Consider the following 18,116-nt stretch of genomic DNA (forward strand, 5'->3'; position numbering starts at 1 on the left):
GCAGTAACTTAATTAGTCTGTGCTGACACTATCCACTTAGTCCACCCCGCCGCAGCCGGGCGGGCGGTGATCTGTGTCGCTCAGGTGTGCCTTGGTCCGGCGGGTTCCGGGGAGCGCCGTCCGCAGCCAGTCGCGTGCGGCCTCGGCCAGGATCGCCAGGTCGAGTACGACTCCATGGTGCTCTGCGTAGTGCTGGTCGAGCAGGGCGGGGTCGTTCCACGGCAGGCCCGAGCGGGCCCGTACCTGTGCCAGTCCGGTCAGTCCCGGCCGCAGCTCCCGCTGCCGGCGCCGGGTGCGGGGGACCGCGGCGCGCGGGTTGCCGGGGGCGAGCGGGGCGGGGCCGACGAGGGCGAGGTCGCCGCGGACGACATGGGGGAGCCGGGAGAGCACGTCCAGGCGGAACCGGCGCGTCCGGAGCGTGCGCAGGGTGAAGACCCGGCCGTCCGGGCCGGTGCGGGGGCGGCGGTCCCAGGCCCCGCCGGGAGTGCGCCGCACGGTCAGTGCGAGGGCGGCGACCGCCACGGCGGGGGCGGTCAGAACCAGGAGCGCGGTGCCGAGCGCCAGGTCCAGCGCCCGTTCGGCCGTCGTGCTCGCCCTGCCCGTCGTGCTTGGCGCGCGGGGCAGGAAGCGGTCCGCGATCCGTCCGGCCCGGTCGGTGAGGCCGGCCAGGAGTGCGGCGGTGCGGGAGGGGAAGCGGCACCTCGCGGTTCCGGGCACCGCCGCGTACGCGGGCGGGAGCGGCCGGGCGCTCCGGGCCCACCGGGTCTTCCGTCTCATCTGCCGTACGTGCCGCTTCGTCGCGTTCTGCATCGCGCCCGCCCGGGGTTCGAGGTTCGATGGGTAACGATCCACGGTGAAACCTGCCGGTCAGGGACGGTTGTGGCCGTCTCGCGGCATTTTGTGACAGAACGATCCCATGCCGGAGTGGCGGGCCGGGTGGTGTGCGAGGGGTGTGGCGGGCGGAGACATGGCGCTGTGGCGTCCCGACCGGCAGGGATGTGTTCTGCGTAAGCATGTAAGTTGAGTCCGGTCGACTCAGCTCTGTTGACGCATGCGGCGATGTGATGCATCCTTGAGTCAGATCCGCTCAAGTAGTCAGTTGGAGGAATTGAAATGGCACGTGCGGTCGGCATCGACCTGGGCACGACTAACTCCGTCGTCAGCGTTCTCGAAGGCGGCGAGCCCACCGTCATCACCAACGCCGAAGGCGCCAGGACCACGCCGTCCGTCGTCGCCTTCGCCAAGAACGGCGAGGTGCTCGTCGGCGAGGTCGCCAAGCGCCAGGCGGTCACGAACGTCGACAGGACCATCCGCTCCGTCAAGCGCCACATGGGCACGGACTGGAAGATCGACCTCGACGGCAAGAGCTTCAACCCGCAGCAGATGAGCGCCTTCATCCTGCAGAAGCTGAAGCGCGACGCCGAGTCGTACCTGGGCGAGAAGGTGACCGACGCGGTCATCACCGTCCCCGCGTACTTCAACGACTCGGAGCGTCAGGCGACGAAGGAGGCCGGTGAGATCGCGGGCCTGAACGTCCTGCGCATCGTCAACGAGCCGACCGCCGCCGCCCTGGCGTACGGCCTCGACAAGGACGACCAGACGATCCTCGTCTTCGACCTCGGTGGCGGCACCTTCGACGTGTCCCTCCTGGAGATCGGCGACGGCGTCGTCGAGGTGAAGGCCACCAACGGCGACAACCACCTCGGTGGTGACGACTGGGACCAGCGCGTCGTCGACTATCTGGTGAAGCAGTTCGCCAACGGCCACGGCGTGGACCTGTCCAAGGACAAGATGGCTCTCCAGCGTCTCCGCGAGGCCGCGGAGAAGGCGAAGATCGAGCTCTCGTCCTCGACGGAGACCACGATCAACCTGCCGTACATCACGGCGTCCGCCGAGGGCCCGCTGCACCTGGACGAGAAGCTCACGCGCTCGCAGTTCCAGCAGCTGACCGCGGACCTCCTGGACCGCTGCAAGACCCCGTTCCACAACGTCATCAAGGACGCGGGCATCCAGCTCTCCGAGATCGACCACGTCGTTCTCGTCGGTGGCTCCACCCGTATGCCCGCCGTCGCCGAGCTCGTCAAGGAGCTGACCGGCGGCCAGGAGGCCAACAAGGGTGTGAACCCGGACGAGGTCGTCGCCATCGGCGCCTCGCTCCAGGCCGGTGTCCTCAAGGGCGAGGTCAAGGACGTCCTGCTCCTCGACGTCACCCCGCTGTCCCTCGGCATCGAGACCAAGGGAGGGATCATGACCAAGCTCATCGAGCGCAACACCACGATCCCGACCAAGCGGTCCGAGATCTTCACGACGGCCGAGGACAACCAGCCGTCCGTCCAGATCCAGGTCTACCAGGGCGAGCGCGAGATCGCGGCGTACAACAAGAAGCTCGGGATGTTCGAGCTGACCGGTCTGCCGCCGGCCCCGCGCGGCGTGCCGCAGATCGAGGTCGCCTTCGACATCGACGCCAACGGCATCATGCACGTCGCCGCCAAGGACCTCGGCACCGGCAAGGAGCAGAAGATGACCGTCACCGGCGGCTCCTCGCTGCCGAAGGACGAGGTCAACCGGATGCGCGAAGAGGCCGAGAAGTACGCGGAGGAGGACCACGCCCGTCGCGAGGCCGCCGAGTCGCGCAACCAGGGCGAGCAGCTCGTCTACCAGACGGAGAAGTTCCTCAAGGACAACGAGGACAAGGTCCCCGCCGACGTCAAGACGGAGGTGGAGACCGCGGTCGAGGAGCTGAAGGAGAAGCTCAAGGGCGAGGACTCCGCCGAGATCCGCACGGCCACCGAGAAGGTCGCGGCCGTCTCCCAGAAGCTGGGCCAGGCGATGTACGCCAACGCCCAGGCCGAGGGTGCGGCGCCGGGTGCCGAGGCGCCGGGCGACGGTCAGGCCAAGGCCGATGACGACGTCGTCGACGCCGAGATCGTGGACGACGAGAAGGACACCAAGGGCGGTGCGGCGTGACCGAGGAGACTCCGGGCTTCGAGGAGAAGCCCGACGTCCCCTCCGGCGCCACCCCTGATGACGCCGAGCCGAAGGCCGCCGACCCCTCCGAGGAGGAGGCGGCGGCCCCGGCCGGGGACACGGACAAGTCCGTCGGTCTGACCGCCCAGCTGGACCAGGCACGCAGCGCGCTCGGCGAGCGCACCGCGGACCTCCAGCGGCTCCAGGCCGAGTACCAGAACTACCGCCGCCGCGTGGAGCGGGACCGGGTCACGGTCAAGGAGATCGCCGTCGCGAACCTCCTGTCCGAGCTCCTTCCCGTGCTCGACGACATCGGCCGCGCGCGGGAACACGGCGAGCTCGTCGGCGGCTTCAAGTCGGTCGCCGAGTCGATGGAGACCGTCGTGGCGAAGCTGGGCCTCCAGCAGTTCGGCAAGGAGGGCGAGTCCTTCGACCCGACGATCCACGAGGCCCTGATGCACAGCTACGCGCCGGACGTCACCGAGACGACCTGCGTGGCGATCCTCCAGCCGGGGTATCGCATCGGCGAGCGCACCATCCGCCCCGCGCGGGTGGCCGTCGCCGAGCCGCAGCCGGGCGCCACGCCCGCCGCGGCCAAGGAAGAGAAGACCGACGACGAGGAGAGCGGTGGCACCGAGGAGGTCTGACGACGCGTCTGACCACCACGGGGCCCACCGCGCGGCCCGGCGGCCGGCCCACGGGCCGGCCGCTCGGCCGATCGTCCGGAAGGAGGGACGTCGATGAGCACGAAGGACTTCGTCGAGAAGGACTACTACAAGGTTCTCGGCGTCCCCAAGGACGCCACCGACGCCGAGGTCAAGAAGGCGTACCGGAAGCTCGCCCGCGAGAACCACCCGGACGCCAACAAGGGCGACGCCAAGGCGGAGGAGCGCTTCAAGGAGATCTCCGAGGCGAACGACGTCCTCGGCGACCCCAAGAAGCGCAAGGAGTACGACGAGGCGCGCGCCCTCTTCGGCAACGGCGGCTTCCGGGCCGGCCCCGGTGGTGCGGGCGGCAACTTCAACTTCGACCTGGGCGACCTCTTCGGCGGGGGCGCACCGGGCGGACAGGGCGGCGCGGGCGGCGGCTTCGGCGGCGGAGGCGGTCTCGGCGACGTCTTCGGCGGGCTGTTCAACCGCGGCGGCGCGGGCACCCGCGTCCAGCCCAAGCGCGGCCAGGACATCGAGTCCGAGGTGACGCTCAGCTTCACCGAGGCGGTCGACGGGGCCACGGTCCCGCTGCGGATGTCGAGCCAGGCGCCCTGCAAGGCGTGTTCCGGCACCGGCGACAAGAACGGCACCCCCCGGGTCTGCCCGACCTGTGTCGGCACCGGCCAGGTCTCGCGCGGCAGCGGCGGCGGCTTCTCGCTCACCGACCCCTGTGTGGACTGCAAGGGCCGGGGCCTCATCGCCCAGGACCCGTGCGACGTCTGCAAGGGCAGCGGCCGGGCGAAGTCGGCGCGCACCATGCAGGTGCGGATTCCGGCGGGCGTCTCCGACGGCCAGCGGATCAGGCTGCGCGGCAAGGGCGGCGCGGGCGAACGAGGCGGCCCGGCCGGCGACCTCTACGTCGTCGTCCACGTCGACGCCCACCCGGTCTTCGGACGCAAGGGCGACAACCTCACGGTCACCGTGCCCGTCACCTTCCCGGAGGCGACGCTCGGCGGCGAGGTCAAGGTCCCCACGCTCGGCGGCCCCCCGGTCACCCTGAAGCTTCCCCCCGGCACCCCCAACGGGCGTACGATGCGCGCCCGTGGCAAGGGCGCGGTGCGCAAGGACGGCACCCGCGGCGACCTGCTGGTCACCGTGGAGGTCGCGGTCCCCGGGGAACTGGACCAGGAGGCCAGGGACGCCCTGGAGGCCTACCGGAAGGCGACCGCGGACGAGGACCCGCGGGCGGAACTGTTCCAGGCCGCGAAGGGAGCTTGAGATGGACGGCCGTCGACGCAATCCGTACCAGCTGACCGATGAGACACCGGTGTACGTGATCTCGATCGCGGCCCAGCTCTCGGGCCTCCACCCCCAGACGCTGCGCCAGTACGACCGCCTCGGCCTGGTCTCCCCGGACCGTACGGCCGGGCGCGGGCGGCGCTACTCGGCCCGCGACATCGAGCTGCTGCGCACCGTGCAGCAGCTGTCGCAGGACGAGGGCATCAACCTGGCGGGCATCAAGCGGATCATCGAGCTGGAGAACCAGGTCGCCGCACTCCAGCAGCGCGTCGCCGAGCTGTCGGCGGCGGTGGACGGCGCGGCGGTCGCCATGCAGCAGCGCGAGGCCCAGGTGCACGCCTCGTACCGCCGTGACCTGGTGCCGTACCAGGACGTGCAGCAGACCGGCGCGCTGGTGGTCTGGCGGCCGAAGCCGAAGCGGCCCACGGAGTAGCACCGCTCGCCCGCCGACGGCGGGACGAGGGGCCGGGAGAGCGGATCGCACGCGCTCCCGGCCCCTTTCGCGTGTACGTACACGGACGCCCGGTGCACGTACACGCGCCCGCCCCCTCTACGGCAGGAGTTCACTGACCGCCTCGACCAGCATCATCCACATCGGCTGACCGCCGGTGCCGAAGGCGGCCGCCAGCGTGTAGGCGATCGCCGCGTCGAGCGGCTCCACCGCGGCCCCCTCCCGCCATTCGGCCAGGACCCGGCGGTCGCCGCCCGAGGAGAAGTCCCCGATGCGCTTGCCGTCGCGGAGCAGCCGGCTGCTCGGGATCGAGTCGGGCACGAGCCGGTAGGACGTGCCCGCGCAGCGGACGTCGACCCGGTAGGAACGGCGGCGGAGCTTTCCCTTGCCGGGCTTGATCGTCGCCTCCTCGCCGTCCACGGTGAGGGTGAGGTGGCGGGGGTCGCGGGTGCCGATGGCGATGTGGTCGTCGACGATCGCGCCGGGGGCGCGGGTGAGGACGACGCGCGGGATGCGCTCGCCGCTCACGACGATCGTCTCGCCGCGCTCTCCGGTGAGTTCGACCTGGATGGCCCCGAAGTGGTCGTCCTCGACGGCGGCCGGCAGGGGGGTGGAGTCGGTCATCTGGGCTTCGTGGTCCTTGGAGTCGTCCGATCGCGCCTGTGGAGCGCCGCGCCGGCGGATCAGCCGTGCCGGCGTGCCTCTACGATGCCCGAGCCGATGAGGAGGGCGCCGAGGTGGGTGCGGCTGGTGGCGCCGAGGGGCCGCATGCGTGTGGTGATGTGGGCGCGGCAGGTGCGGACGCCGATGCCCATCCTGCGGGCGACGACGTCGTCGACGTGGCCTTCGGTGAGGAGGCGGGCGATGCTGCGCTGGACCGGGGTGACCGCCCCGTGCATCCGGAGCGCCGGCTCGCACAACTCGGCTGTTCCGTGCGGAGAGTGTCCTGTTCCGTCTCGATGACCATGCGTGGCCCCCGCTTCGTGCAGTGCAACAAGGGGAGGGTGGTGCCGGCTCAGGTGTGGGGTGAGGGTGGAGGAGGCGGGAGAGCGGGGAACTCCCCCGGCGGACCTGGGCGTGGCCGTGCTCTCCCCCTCTGTGCGGTCACGCCCGGGTTGTGGGGCGAAGCGCGGGGTCCGGTCCGGACTCCAGAATTCCTGACCGTGCTATGAGGTAACCGAGTTGGGCTCTGCTGTTGCTGCCCAGTGCGACGCTGAGTTTGGCGATGTGGGAGCGGCAGGTGCGGACATTCATGCCGAGGCGGCGGGCGATCGCTTCGTCGACGTGGCCTTCCACAAGGAGCTTTGCGATGGAATGCCGCACCCCGGAAATGCCGTCGGACGGGGACTCGTACGGAATCTGCTCCTGGAGGGGAACCGCGCGGTGCCAGAACTGCTCGAAGACCTTGGTCAGGTACTCCACGATACCGGGGTGCCGCAGTTCGAGGGCTACGGTGCGGTCATCCGTGGCCGGTATGAAAGCGACGGTGTCATCGAAGATCATGAGCCGCTCTATGAGTTCTTCGAGCGTTCGGATCTCGACCTTGCTGTCGGCCATCTGCGCCGCATAGCTGAGAGTCCCATGGCTGTGGCGGACGGTGTGCTGATACAGGGTCCGCATGCCCACACCTCGAGCGGCGAGCATGCGGCCGCGCTCCATGGCGATGGTCAGGGCGTTCTCGCTGCGCCCTCCACCGGGCTGAATCGTGAGGACTTCCGAGTGGCACTCCGCCAGGGCGAGTTCTATGGATGCGTTGATGCGGCCGATGCCTTCGAGGACCGTGATGGCGTGCGTCATCGGCGGCGCCTGCGCGCTGATCGCCATGAAGGGTTCGAACGCCTCGGTGAGCTCGACCGAGCGGCGTCTCCGCTCCTGGATCTCTCGCTCGATCGGGTGAAGCCGCTGCGTCAGCGCGGCTGACGGTGGCACCGGACGAAGCCAGGTGGGATCGTCGGGGTCGGGGTGGAGCAGGGCGAATTCCAGCAGGCAGGGGGCCTCCTCCGCCTCTGTGCGAGCTATCTTGCCCACGCTCAGCGCGCTCGCGTAGAGCCGCGCCCCCTCGTCACACATCGCGCTTACCGCGTGGGGATGTGTCGCTTTAGTGCTTTCTGTGGTCAATTCTCCACCCCCCAGGAACATGAATCAGCAGGAACATGATGCATCGGTTCTGTGGCATTGACGTGCCTGGATGGGCCATCGTCTTGTTTTGCGGGGGAGAGGAAACCTGGGAAGTGAGGACGAAGCCCATCATGAGTTACAAAACGCTTCGCTCGGTGCTTGCTGTTGCCCTCTCCGTCGGGGTGACGACCGGAGCGCTGAGTGCTCTTGGCCTCGTGGAGGGCGGCGTGAACAGTGGTGTGGCCGATGTGCACGCCTTGGCTGCTCCGCCCCCTGACCTGGCCTGGGACCTGATGCCCGCACGGACGGTGGGGGCGGCGCCCGGATCGCCCTCGGCCGTCGACCTGCCGGAAGGAGCCCGCGCATGAGCACCCCGCCGGACGACCGCACCTTCCGGCGCGAGATGGCGTCCGCCTATCGCTCAGGGTGGCATTTCATCGATCTGCTCACGGCCCTCCCCCGTCGTGGCGACTCGTTGATGGTCACCCTGTTCGGAGAGCCGGTCGTCGTGGTGATGGAAGAGGACGAGGACGTCCGCGCTTATCGCTGCCTCCGCCGGCCCCGTGGTGCTCCGCAGCCGGTTCGCTGTGCCGTCAGGTACGGCATGATCTTCGTCAATCTCGATCAGCGGGACCACGAGCTGTTCGACGCAGAACCCCTTTCCGCCACCCCCCGCAGCGCCTGAGCGATTCCCCCGTCGTCACCTGTCGCTCCAGGCGCTTCCCCCACACAGCGGCGCCACCGTGACCTGAACGCGGTGGCGCCGTTGTGCTGCTCCCGCGGCCGGAGTCCGGCCGTGCGCGACCGGGCGGCCTCAGACCTTGCCGAGCGCCCGGTCGAGGGTGATCTCGACGACGACGCGGGTCGGGTTGATCCGCGGGGGGCGTCCGTAGCGCTCCTCGTGGCGGGCCTCGGCGTCCTTGACGGCCTCCGGCTCGGTACGGATGACCGCGCGGCCCTCCAGGGTCGCCCAGCGGGCCCGGTCGATCTGGCAGACGGCCACGCGCGCCCCCTCCGGTCCCGCCGCCCGGATATGGGCGACCTTGCGGCTGCCGCCGTCCGTGATCACGCGCGCCACCCCGGCTTCCGGGTCGTACGTCACGCACACCGGGACCACGTGCGGCGTGCCGTCCGGGCGGGGGGTCGTCAGCGTGGACAGGTGGCTCTCGCGCCAGAACGCGACGTATTCGGGTGAGGGGTTGCGTACGTCTGCCATGGGGGCAGCGTACGAGCACCCGCGCCGGCGGCCCGCGCCGCCCGCGCTCGCGCCGGTGGTCTGCCGCGCCCGCGTCCCCGCCGTCGGTCCGCAGCGCCCGCGTCCCCGCCGTCGGTCCGCAGTGCTCGCGTCCCCGGTCGCCGACGGTCCGCAGCGCCCACGGCCCCGGTCGCCGCAGGTCCGCGCGGCACCTGCGCCCCGCCTCGCCCGTTCGCGGCGCCCGCGCCCTCCGAAATGCCGCCCCCGGCGCGTGCACGCCCGTCCTTGAGTGGAGTAGACTCAACTTTGTACACGTCGTTGAAGTCAATGCATGGACTCATGCGCGACCCGCCAGCTGCGAGGAGGAGTAACCACACGTGGACGCCGAGCTGACCAACAAGAGCCGGGACGCCATCAACGCGGCCACCAGCAGGGCCGTGAAGGACGGGCACCCCGATCTGACTCCGGGGCACCTGCTGCTCGCGCTGCTGGAGGGGCAGGACAACGAGAACGTCATCGACCTGCTCGCCGCCGTCGAGGCCGACCAGGCCGCCGTGCGCGGCGAGACCGAGCGGCTGCTCGGCACGCTGCCCAGCGTCACCGGCTCCACCGTCGCCCCGCCGCAGCCCAACCGCGAGCTCCTGGCCGTCGTCCAGGACGCCTCCCAGCGGGCGAAGGAGCTGGGCGACGACTACATCTCCACCGAACACCTGCTCATCGGGATCGCCGCGAAGGGCGGCCGTGCCGGTGAGATCCTCGACGGGCAGGGCGCCGGCACCAGGAAGCTGCTGGCCGCATTCGAGACGAGCAGGGGAGGGCGCCGGGTGACCACTCCCGACCCGGAGGGCCAGTACAAGGCCCTGGAAAAGTTCGGCACCGACTTCACGGCCGCCGCGCGCGAGGGCAAGCTGGACCCGGTCATCGGCCGCGACCAGGAGATCCGCCGCGTGGTGCAGGTGCTGTCGCGCCGCACGAAGAACAACCCCGTGCTCATCGGTGAGCCGGGCGTCGGTAAGACCGCCGTCGTCGAAGGGCTCGCCCAGCGCATCGTCAAGGGCGACGTCCCCGAGAGCCTCAAGGACAAGCGGCTCGTCTCGCTGGACCTGGGCGCGATGGTCGCCGGGGCGAAGTACCGGGGTGAGTTCGAGGAGCGTCTGAAGACCGTCCTCTCCGAGATCAAGGAGAGCGACGGGCGGATCATCACGTTCATCGACGAGCTGCACACGGTCGTCGGCGCGGGCGCCGGTGGCGACTCGGCCATGGACGCGGGCAACATGCTCAAGCCGATGCTGGCCCGCGGCGAGCTGCGGATGGTCGGCGCGACGACGCTCGACGAGTACCGCGAGCGCATCGAGAAGGACCCCGCCCTGGAGCGCCGCTTCCAGCAGGTGCTGGTGGCCGAGCCCACCGTCGAGGACACCATCGCGATCCTGCGCGGGCTCAAGGGCCGTTACGAGGCCCACCACAAGGTGCAGATCGCGGACTCGGCGCTGGTGGCCGCCGCGACCCTCTCCGACCGTTACATCACCTCCCGCTTCCTCCCCGACAAGGCGATCGACCTGGTCGACGAGGCGGCCTCCCGGCTGCGGATGGAGATCGACTCGTCTCCGCTGGAGATCGACGAACTCCAGCGCTCCGTCGACCGGTTGCGCATGGAGGAGCTGGCGCTCAAGAACGAGTCCGACCCCGCCTCCCGGCAGCGTCTGGAGAAGCTGCGCCGCGACCTCGCGGACAAGGAGGAGGAGCTGCGCGGCCTCAACGCCCGCTGGGAGAAGGAGAAGCAGGGCCTCAACCGGGTCGGTGAGCTGAAGGAGCGGCTCGACGAACTGCGCGGCCAGGCCGAACGCGCCCAGCGCGAGGGCGACTTCGACGCCGCCTCCAAGCTGCTGTACGGGGAGATCCCCGGCCTGGAGCGCGAGTTGGAGGAGGCCGCCGAGGCCGAGGAGGCCTCGAAGGACAAGGACACCATGGTCAAGGAGGAGGTCGGCCCGGACGACATCGCGGACGTCGTCGGCGCCTGGACCGGCATCCCGGCCGGGCGGCTGCTGGAGGGCGAGACCCAGAAGCTGCTGCGGATGGAGAGCGAGCTGGGCAAGCGGCTGATCGGGCAGACCGAGGCCGTGCAGGCCGTCTCCGACGCCGTACGCCGCACGCGGGCGGGGATCGCGGACCCGGACCGGCCCACCGGCTCGTTCCTCTTCCTCGGCCCCACCGGCGTCGGCAAGACCGAGCTGGCGAAGGCGCTCGCGGACTTCCTGTTCGACGACGAGCGGGCCATGATCCGCATCGACATGAGCGAGTACGGCGAGAAGCACAGCGTCGCCCGGCTCGTCGGCGCCCCGCCCGGTTACGTCGGGTACGAGGAGGGCGGCCAGCTCACCGAGGCCGTTCGCCGCCGCCCGTACAGCGTCGTGCTCCTGGACGAGGTGGAGAAGGCCCACCCCGAGGTCTTCGACGTCCTGCTCCAGGTCCTCGACGACGGCCGGCTCACCGACGGACAGGGCCGTACGGTCGACTTCCGCAACACCATCCTCGTCCTCACCTCCAACCTCGGCTCCCAGTTCCTGATGGACCCGCTGGTCAAGCCCGAGGTGAAGAAGCAGCAGGTGCTGGACGTGGTGCGGGCCTCGTTCAAGCCGGAGTTCATCAACCGGCTGGACGACCTGGTGGTCTTCTCGGCGCTCTCCGGCGACGAGCTGGCCCACATCGCGGGGCTCCAGATCGACCGGCTGGCCAAGCGGCTCGCGGAGCGCCGGCTCACCCTGGACGTCACGCCGGAGGCGCTGGCCTGGCTGGCGGCGGAGGGCAACGACCCGGCGTACGGGGCGCGCCCGCTGCGGCGGCTGATCCAGACCGCGATCGGGGACCGGCTGGCCAAGGAGATCCTGTCCGGCGAGGTCCGCGACGGCGACACCGTACGGGTGGACCGGGCCGAGGACGGGTTGATCGTGGGCCCCGCCGCGTAGGCCGGGAGGTCCGGAGGCGGCCTGCGGCCCCCGGAGGTCCCCGGAGCGCCCCCCTGGGCGCCACGGCGGCCACCGGGGGTCGCAGGGTGTCACGGCCCGTGGCCGCAGGCCCGCGCACCCCCGTCCGCGCACGCCGTCTGTCAGCTTGTGGCGGATAGGAGCCGCGCGGGCTTGCCATGCCCCGCCTGCCATGGGAGAGGATGGCGGCAACCGCACGAAGGGAAATAACGGTGAGCATCGATCCGTCCTCGATTCCTAATTTCGGGGGCCAGCCCGAACCGCAGGCGGCAGGACCGGAGGGCCCCGTCGTCCCTGACCAGGACCTCGTCAAGCAGCTGCTCGACCAGATGGAGCTGAAGTACGTCGTCGACGACGAGGGCGACCTCGCGGCGCCGTGGGAGGAGTTCCGCACGTACTTCATGTTCCGCGGCGAGGCGGAGCAGCAGGTCTTCTCGGTCCGTACGTTCTACGACCGCCCGCACGACCTGGACCAGCGTCCCGTCCTGCTGGACGCCATCGACGACTGGAACCGCCGCACCCTGTGGCCCAAGGTCTACACCCACGCCCACGAGGGCGAGGGCGACGAGGCGGGCTCCGTCCGGCTGATCGGTGAGGCGCAGATGCTCATCGGCACCGGCGTGAGCCTGGAGCACTTCGTCTCCTCGACGGTGAGCTGGGTGCGCGCCTCGATCGAGTTCGACAAGTGGCTCGTGGAGCACCTCGGCATCCAGCCCGCCGAGGACAAGCCGGAGGGCGAGGAGCCCGCGGGCGCCTGAGTCCCGGCAGCCGACGGCCACGGCCCGGAAGACGGTCATCCCCGACCGCCTTCCGGGCCGTTTCCGTGGGCGGACGACCGCGGTACCCGGCCGCCGCCCCGTGCTCAGCCCAGCCTGCCCAGCCGCTCCACCGCCTCCTCCAGCACCTCGTCCCGCTTGCAGAAGGTGAAGCGGACCTGGCTGCGGCCCGCCTGCGGGTCGTCGTAGAAGACGGAGTTCGGTACGGCCGCGACCCCGCAGCGCTCCGGCAGGGCGCGGCAGAAGGCGTAGGCGTCCTCGTCGCCGATGGGGGTGATGTCGGTGGTGATGAAGTACGTCCCCTCCGGCTCGTACACCCGGAAGCCCGCACTCCGCAGGCCCTCGGCCAGCAGGTCGCGCTTGCGGTGCATGTCCTCCCGGAAGCCCGTGAAGAACGCGTCCGGCAGGGCCAGCGCCTCGGCGATCGCGTACTGGAACGGGCCGCCGCTCACGAAGGTGAGGTACTGCTTCGCCGAGCGCACCGCCGCCACCAGCGGCGCCTCCCCGGTGACCCAGCCGACCTTCCACCCCGTGTACGAGAACGTCTTGCCCGAGGACGAGATCGAGACCGTGCGCCCGCGCATACCGGGGAGCGCCGCGATCGGGTGGTGCGCCCCGGTGAAGACCAGGTGCTCGTACACCTCGTCGGTGACCACCAGGAGATCGTGTTCCACCGCGAGCGCCGCGATGCCGGCCAGTTCGTCGGGGGTGAGCACGGTGCCGGTCGGGTTGTGCGGGGTGTTCAGGAGCAGCAGGCGGGTGCGCGGGGTGATCAGGGAGCGCAGTTCGCCGAGGTCCGGGCGGAAACCGGGGGCGCGGAGCGTGAGCGGTACGCGCCGGGCCCCCGCCAGGGCGATGCACGCGGCGTACGAGTCGTAGTACGGCTCGAACGCGATGACCTCGTCGCCCGGTTCCAGCAGGGCCAGCAGGGAGGCGGCGATCGCCTCGGTGGCCCCGGTGGTCACCAGCACCTCCGTCTCCGGGGACCAGCTCAGGCCGTAGAAGCGCTCCTGGTGGGCGGCGACGGCGGCGCGCAGCTCCGGGACGCCGGGGCCCGGCGGGTACTGGTTGCCGAGTCCGGCCCGCAGCGCCCGGACCGCCGCCTCGCGGATCTCCTCGGGGCCGTCGGTGTCCGGGAAGCCCTGGCCGAGGTTGATCGAGCCGGTCCGCACGGCCAGCGCGGACATCTCGGCGAAGATCGTCGTGCCGAACGCGGCGAGGCGGCGGTTGAGCAGCGGCCGCCGCTCCCGTTCCGGGGTTTCCTGAGTGGCTCGTCCCTGTGTCATGGGCGTCATCCTGGGCCGAAGCTCTGGAGTTGCTCAAGTGCGCTTTGGCGCGCGGGGACCCCGGGAATCCCCCTGTCACAACAACGGGGAAGCGACGGGGGACCTCGCTTCGGGGGAAGGAAAGGCGGGTGGGGGCCATGGGCGTCTTCATCGCGGTGCTGATCTCGGCGCTCGTCGTCGGAGGACTGCTGGCCGTTCTGCGGGCCACCGGTGGGAACAGGACGGCGCACGCGCGCACCAAGGGCCGGCGTTCCTCGTCGGCGTCGGCGGGCGGCGAGAGTCTCGGCGCCGGCGACTCCGGCGGCAGCTGGTGGTCGTGGGGCGACTCCGGGTCCGGCAGCGACTCCGGTTCCGGCGGGCACTCCTGCGGCGGCGGCTCGTCGTGCGGGGGCGGGGGCGGGGGTGGCTGCGGCGGGGGCAGCAGCTGACGGGGCCACCCCCGCCGCCGGTGGCGGCTGACGGGGCCATGGGCCCGGGGGCGGGCGCACCAACGGGGAAGCGACGGGGGACCTCGCTTCGGGAGGGTAAGGCGGGTGGCGGCCATGGAGATCGTCTTGACGGTGCTGCTGCTGGGGGCACCGATCGTGGGCGCCGTGTGGCTCGTGTGGGGGATGGTGCGCTGTGGCGGCCGGGATGCCGGCCGGAAGGGCGCGCCTCGTCCCGGCGGTGGAGGTGGACGGCCTTCGGGCGGGAGCCGAGGCCCCGGCGGGAGCCGAGGCCCCGGCGGAAGCCGTCGCTCCGGAGGGCACTCGTGCGGGGGCGGGGCTGGATGCGGTGGGGGAGGCGGTGATTGACCCAGCCGTCGAGGGTCACGGACAGTGATCTCACACCAGGTGCCCGGAGGGTGAACTCCCTCCGGGCGTCTTTTCGTTGAGCGACGCGGACGTTTTCGGTTGAACACGTGAACCCGTGGGCCCCCGAGGGGATGGAAACCACGGCAAGTTGGGCGAAAACGCTGTGGGCGCGGTGCACTTCGTGCTTCCCTCGTCGAAGAGAACATTCAGCCCTCGGACCCCAGTTGGACCAGATCGGGCGCCCCTCACCTCCCACGCGCAGTCTGTCCGGGGCGTTCCGCTGTCCAGGTGTCCATGTGTGTTTGCGGAGCCCACCCATGCTCACCACCCTCCAGACGGCCTACTCCGATACCCGTGCCGCCGACCTGGCCTGGATGCTGGGGCGGGAGCCGCTGCCCGCCCTGGCGGTCCTCGACCTCCGGCTCGGCGGCTCCGAACTCCAGTTGAGGCTGCTCGGCGCCTCCCATCAGGTCCTCCTTCGGGAGGAGGGCGGGACCTGTTCCGAGACCGTGGCCTGCATGCCCGGCAGCAGTACCCCTCTGCCCCTCGGCGTCTCGAAGCGCCTCGGCGACCGGGAGTACGAATTCGCGGCCCGCGTCGAGATGCTGACCCAGGGTCAGTTCGCGGGCCGGGCGCAGGAGCTGCTCGCCCTCGTGAGCGACCATCCGCACGGACTGGTGGGCACCTTCCCCGGCAGTCCGTACGCCTTCACCGCGATGCTCGCCCAGCGCGCCGAGGGTCAGGTGCGGTGGCGGACCTGGCACGCGTACCCGCAGGAAGGGCAGTTGGTGGTGACCCGGACGCGGGTGGGGGCGCGGGTGCCCGCGGTCGCGGTCTGAGCGGCCGGGGCACTTGCACCCGTGTGGGTGACAAGGCGCGACGGTCCAGTGACGTAGCGTTCGCATCATGATCGACCAGCACACGTCGCTGCGAGGGGGCGCGGCGCCGCTCCCCGTGCGGCCGGGGACCGGCCGGTTCCTCGTGCTGGCCGCGGTCTTCGTCTGCGCCGCCTGCGGTCTCGTCTACGAGCTCGAACTGGTCGCGCTCGCCTCGTACTTGATCGGAGACTCGGTCACCCAGGCGTCCGTCGTGCTCTCCGTGATGGTGTTCGCGATGGGGATCGGCTCCCTTCTGGCGAAACGTCTGCGCTGCCACGCCGCCGTCGGGTTCGGCCTGCTGGAGGCCGCCCTCGCGCTGATCGGCGGCTCCTCGGCGCTGGTGCTCTACGCCTCCTTCGCCTGGCTCGGGGAGTCGCAGTACGTCCTGGTCGGGTTCTCGCTGGCGATCGGGGTGCTGATCGGGGCGGAGATCCCGCTGCTGATGACGCTGATCCAGCGCGTCGACCGGCAGGAAGCGGACGGAACCGTCGCCGACCTCTTCGCCGCCGACTACGTGGGCGCGCTGGTCGGCGGGCTCGCCTTCCCCTTTCTGCTGCTGCCGGTGCTGGGACAGCTGACCGGCACGCTGTTCACCGGCTCGGTCAACGCGGCGGCGGGCGGGGCCCTGGTCCTGTGGGTGTTCCGGCGCGACCTCAGTGCCCGTACCCGGTGGCTCCTCGTCCTGGTCAACGTCTCGGTGATCACCGTGCTGGCCACCGCCACCGTGCTGGTCGACGACTTCGAGCGGGCCGCGCGCCGTGCGGTCTACGGCGACCAGGTGCGGGTGGCCGTCCAGACCGGGGTCCAGGAGGTCGTCCTGACCGGTGCCGACCGCGACTCCCTCGACCTCTACCTGGACGGCCGGCTGCGCGTCAGCGCCCGCGACGAGTACCGCTACCACGAGGCGCTGGTGCACCCCGCCATGAACGGCCCCCGGGCCCGCGTGCTCGTCCTGGGCGGCGGCGACGGGCTCGCCGCCCGCGAGGTGCTGCGCTACGAGGACGTCCGCTCGGTCACCGTCGTCGAGCTGGACCCCGGAGTCACCCGATTGGCCCGTACCGACCCCGCCCTCTCCGAGCTGAACGACCACGCCTTCCGGGACCCGCGCCTCACGGTGATCGCGGCGGACGCGTTCCCCTGGCTCCGGACCGACCGGGGGCGCTACGACGTGGTGATCTCCGACCTCCCGGACCCGGGCATCACCGCCAGCACGAAGCTGTACTCCGCCGAGTTCTACGGGCTGATCACGGAGGCCCTGGCCCCGGACGGGCGGCTCGTGGTGCACGCCGGACCGCTGGAGGCCCGGCCGCAGACCTTCTGGACGGTGGAGGCGTCGGTGCGCGCGGGCGGTCTCGCCCCCCGCCCGTACCGCGTCACCGGCCGGTACGGGGGCTTCGCCGCGAGCCCGGACCGGGGCGGCGACGACGACCGGGAGCGGGAGGACTGGGGCTTCCTCCTCGCCGGACCGGGCACGGCCCCACGGATCGTGCTGGCCGCCGGAGGGCCCGAGCCGCGGTCGCTGAGGGGCCGGGAGCTGCGTGAGGGCGCACGGGTGGCGGCCGGCGCCCGCCTGCCGGGCCTCGCTCCGTCGACGCTGATCCACCCCCGGTACTGGGAGGAGGCGTGAGCCCGGAGGGGGCGGGGCGGAGCCCGGCGGAGAGGGGGCGGCGGGGGGCCGGGTGAGCGGTGGTGTGGGGGCGGCGCGGGGCGCGGCCGCGCCGGTGCTTCCCGCGAGCGGGGCGTCCGGTGAGCGGGGAGGCTTTCGGTGGACGGAACCGCTGACGTCCGGGCCGGGGCGGATTAGGCTCGGTTGCCATGGAGCATGAGGTGTTCGTTCCGGTTCCCGCCCCGACCCTGCTGCGCACGCTGGAGGACCCCGTCCGGGTCGCCCGCTGCGTACCCGGCTTCCAGCAGGACGCCGACGCGTCGGCGTCGCCCCTGGCGGGCCGGCTGAAACTGCGGGCCGGTGGCCACACCATCACGTACCGGGGCGAGCTGCGGCTCACCGGTCCGGAGGACGGAGTCGTCCCGGACGGGCGGCGCTTCTCGGTGACCGGGAAGGGCGTGGAGGCTCGGGGCGACGGCGCGGTCGAGCTGATCCTGACCGTCGCGCTCACCGAGACGGACGGCGGGACCACGCTCGCCTACAGCGGTACGGCCGACGGGGACGGGCGACTGGTCGAGCTGGAGGAGGGCGCTGCCCTCGCGGCCGCCCACCGCCTCCTGGACCGCTTCACCCAGCAACTCGTCACGGAGTCGCTGGCGGCGCGGGGGGAGGACGCGGGCTCCGGTGACGGTGCTGCTCCCGGCTCCGGTGGCGGCGTGGAAGCCGATGCCGGCTCCGGTGACGGCGCGGAGGCTGTGGAGGCCGGTGACGGTGACGCTTCCGGTGCTCCCGGCCCCGGCTCGGGCTCCGGCTCCGATGCCGCCCCGTCCGTCTACGACTCCCCGGTGCCGCCGCCCTCGCTCGACCCCGTCGCCGGGCTGGAGTTCACCGTTCCGGAGGAACCGCCCGCCGAGGCCGCGCACGCCCGGCGCACCATGATCGGGCGCAGTGCCGAGGAGGTCGATCACGCGCCCCCGCGCGGCCGCTACGCCCCCGTGCCGTCCCCGGAGTCGGGCGGTGCGAGCACCGCCCTGCGGTGGGTCGCCCCCGCCGCCGCCCTCGCGCTCGCCTCCGCCGTGGTGCTCGGCCGGGCGCTGCGACGCCGGAGGTAG

Annotated in this window: 17 protein-coding genes and 1 pseudogene; 12 read left to right on the forward strand and 6 right to left on the reverse strand. The window is 71.5% G+C overall.

Annotation, left to right across the window (positions count from 1 at the left end):
• Positions 1-36: 36 nt before the first annotated feature.
• Positions 37-717 (reverse strand): sugar transferase, encoded by a 681-nt coding sequence (locus QFZ71_RS15585; protein ID WP_307671468.1) that lies wholly within the window; start codon positions 715-717, stop codon positions 37-39.
• Positions 718-1,113: 396 nt separating this feature from the next.
• Between QFZ71_RS15585 and dnaK the strand changes: the two genes are divergently transcribed.
• From dnaK to QFZ71_RS15605, 4 genes are all read left to right on the forward strand, one after another.
• On the forward strand, positions 1,114-2,967 hold the full coding sequence (dnaK, locus tag QFZ71_RS15590) for a molecular chaperone DnaK (protein ID WP_073768500.1): 1,854 nt from the start codon (positions 1,114-1,116) through the stop codon (positions 2,965-2,967).
• Positions 2,964-3,614: a nucleotide exchange factor GrpE gene (gene grpE, locus QFZ71_RS15595; protein ID WP_307668825.1), complete on the forward strand. Its 651-nt coding sequence runs from the start codon at positions 2,964-2,966 to the stop codon at positions 3,612-3,614. Before dnaK ends, grpE begins: the two co-directional genes overlap by 4 nt.
• Before the next feature lie 93 nt (positions 3,615-3,707).
• Positions 3,708-4,895: a molecular chaperone DnaJ gene (dnaJ, locus tag QFZ71_RS15600; RefSeq protein ID WP_307668826.1), complete on the forward strand. Its 1,188-nt coding sequence runs from the start codon at positions 3,708-3,710 to the stop codon at positions 4,893-4,895.
• 1 nt (position 4,896) lies between these two features.
• Entirely contained in the window at positions 4,897-5,349 is a 453-nt protein-coding gene (locus tag QFZ71_RS15605) for a heat shock protein transcriptional repressor HspR (RefSeq protein WP_032767066.1), read from the forward strand.
• Positions 5,350-5,466: 117 nt separating this feature from the next.
• Here QFZ71_RS15605 and QFZ71_RS15610 read toward each other — a convergent pair whose 3' ends face one another.
• The 3 genes and pseudogenes from QFZ71_RS15610 to QFZ71_RS15620 all read right to left on the reverse strand — a co-directional run bounded on the left by QFZ71_RS15610 (position 5,467) and on the right by QFZ71_RS15620 (position 7,506).
• Positions 5,467-5,991 (reverse strand): hypothetical protein, encoded by a 525-nt coding sequence (locus tag QFZ71_RS15610; protein WP_307668827.1) that lies wholly within the window; start codon positions 5,989-5,991, stop codon positions 5,467-5,469.
• Positions 5,992-6,050: 59 nt separating this feature from the next.
• A pseudogene (locus QFZ71_RS15615) lies at positions 6,051-6,254 on the reverse strand (LuxR C-terminal-related transcriptional regulator); the annotation flags it as partial.
• A gap of 217 nt (positions 6,255-6,471) precedes the next feature.
• Positions 6,472-7,506: a helix-turn-helix transcriptional regulator gene (locus tag QFZ71_RS15620; RefSeq protein ID WP_307668828.1), complete on the reverse strand. Its 1,035-nt coding sequence runs from the start codon at positions 7,504-7,506 to the stop codon at positions 6,472-6,474.
• 134 nt (positions 7,507-7,640) lie between these two features.
• Here QFZ71_RS15620 and QFZ71_RS15625 point away from each other — a divergent pair, with 134 nt between their 5' ends.
• On the forward strand, positions 7,641-7,853 hold the full coding sequence (locus QFZ71_RS15625; protein WP_307668829.1) for a hypothetical protein: 213 nt from the start codon (positions 7,641-7,643) through the stop codon (positions 7,851-7,853).
• Complete coding sequence (locus QFZ71_RS15630) at positions 7,850-8,170, forward strand: (2Fe-2S)-binding protein (RefSeq protein ID WP_307668830.1); 321 nt, start codon at positions 7,850-7,852, stop codon at positions 8,168-8,170. The genes QFZ71_RS15625 and QFZ71_RS15630 overlap by 4 nt, the downstream gene beginning before the upstream one ends.
• Before the next feature lie 129 nt (positions 8,171-8,299).
• On the opposite strand, the gene QFZ71_RS15635 is transcribed toward QFZ71_RS15630, so the two are convergent.
• Complete coding sequence (locus QFZ71_RS15635) at positions 8,300-8,701, reverse strand: pyridoxamine 5'-phosphate oxidase family protein (protein WP_307668831.1); 402 nt, start codon at positions 8,699-8,701, stop codon at positions 8,300-8,302.
• Positions 8,702-9,057: 356 nt separating this feature from the next.
• Between QFZ71_RS15635 and clpB the strand changes: the two genes are divergently transcribed.
• Together clpB and QFZ71_RS15645 are read left to right on the forward strand one after the other, a co-directional pair.
• Positions 9,058-11,646: an ATP-dependent chaperone ClpB gene (gene clpB / locus QFZ71_RS15640; protein ID WP_307668832.1), complete on the forward strand. Its 2,589-nt coding sequence runs from the start codon at positions 9,058-9,060 to the stop codon at positions 11,644-11,646.
• 230 nt (positions 11,647-11,876) lie between these two features.
• Complete coding sequence (locus QFZ71_RS15645) at positions 11,877-12,422, forward strand: YbjN domain-containing protein (RefSeq protein ID WP_228994959.1); 546 nt, start codon at positions 11,877-11,879, stop codon at positions 12,420-12,422.
• Positions 12,423-12,526: 104 nt separating this feature from the next.
• Here QFZ71_RS15645 and QFZ71_RS15650 read toward each other — a convergent pair whose 3' ends face one another.
• Complete coding sequence (locus tag QFZ71_RS15650; protein WP_307668833.1) at positions 12,527-13,726, reverse strand: pyridoxal phosphate-dependent aminotransferase; 1,200 nt, start codon at positions 13,724-13,726, stop codon at positions 12,527-12,529.
• Between the two features lie 137 nt (positions 13,727-13,863).
• On the opposite strand from QFZ71_RS15650, the gene QFZ71_RS15655 reads away from it, so the two are divergent.
• From QFZ71_RS15655 to QFZ71_RS15670, 4 genes are all read left to right on the forward strand, one after another.
• Positions 13,864-14,154 (forward strand): hypothetical protein, encoded by a 291-nt coding sequence (locus QFZ71_RS15655; protein ID WP_307671469.1) that lies wholly within the window; start codon positions 13,864-13,866, stop codon positions 14,152-14,154.
• Positions 14,155-14,837: 683 nt separating this feature from the next.
• Positions 14,838-15,359, forward strand: coding sequence for a DUF2617 family protein (locus QFZ71_RS15660; RefSeq protein WP_307668834.1), 522 nt, complete (start codon positions 14,838-14,840; stop codon positions 15,357-15,359).
• 67 nt (positions 15,360-15,426) lie between these two features.
• On the forward strand, positions 15,427-17,025 hold the full coding sequence (locus tag QFZ71_RS15665; protein ID WP_307668835.1) for a polyamine aminopropyltransferase: 1,599 nt from the start codon (positions 15,427-15,429) through the stop codon (positions 17,023-17,025).
• A gap of 188 nt (positions 17,026-17,213) precedes the next feature.
• Complete coding sequence (locus QFZ71_RS15670) at positions 17,214-18,116, forward strand: SRPBCC domain-containing protein (RefSeq protein WP_307668836.1); 903 nt, start codon at positions 17,214-17,216, stop codon at positions 18,114-18,116.

It is taken from the genome of Streptomyces sp. V2I9 (assembly GCF_030817475.1).
In the GTDB taxonomy this organism is placed as follows: Bacteria; Actinomycetota; Actinomycetes; order Streptomycetales; family Streptomycetaceae; genus Streptomyces.

Bases quoted from the DNA above. Each gene is read 5' to 3' on its own strand.
- dnaK (WP_073768500.1), top strand. From the start codon at position 1,114: ATGGCACGTGCGGTCGGCATCGACCTGGGCACGACTAACTCCGTCGTC.
- dnaJ (WP_307668826.1), top strand. From the start codon at position 3,708: ATGAGCACGAAGGACTTCGTCGAGAAGGACTACTACAAGGTTCTCGGC.
- QFZ71_RS15605 (WP_032767066.1), top strand. From the start codon at position 4,897: ATGGACGGCCGTCGACGCAATCCGTACCAGCTGACCGATGAGACACCG.
- QFZ71_RS15610 (WP_307668827.1), bottom strand. From the start codon at position 5,991: ATGACCGACTCCACCCCCCTGCCGGCCGCCGTCGAGGACGACCACTTC.
- QFZ71_RS15620 (WP_307668828.1), bottom strand. From the start codon at position 7,506: ATGTTCCTGGGGGGTGGAGAATTGACCACAGAAAGCACTAAAGCGACA.
- QFZ71_RS15630 (WP_307668830.1), top strand. From the start codon at position 7,850: ATGAGCACCCCGCCGGACGACCGCACCTTCCGGCGCGAGATGGCGTCC.
- QFZ71_RS15635 (WP_307668831.1), bottom strand. From the start codon at position 8,701: ATGGCAGACGTACGCAACCCCTCACCCGAATACGTCGCGTTCTGGCGC.
- QFZ71_RS15650 (WP_307668833.1), bottom strand. From the start codon at position 13,726: ATGACACAGGGACGAGCCACTCAGGAAACCCCGGAACGGGAGCGGCGG.
- QFZ71_RS15655 (WP_307671469.1), top strand. From the start codon at position 13,864: ATGGGCGTCTTCATCGCGGTGCTGATCTCGGCGCTCGTCGTCGGAGGA.
- QFZ71_RS15660 (WP_307668834.1), top strand. From the start codon at position 14,838: ATGCTCACCACCCTCCAGACGGCCTACTCCGATACCCGTGCCGCCGAC.
- QFZ71_RS15665 (WP_307668835.1), top strand. From the start codon at position 15,427: ATGATCGACCAGCACACGTCGCTGCGAGGGGGCGCGGCGCCGCTCCCC.
- QFZ71_RS15670 (WP_307668836.1), top strand. From the start codon at position 17,214: ATGGAGCATGAGGTGTTCGTTCCGGTTCCCGCCCCGACCCTGCTGCGC.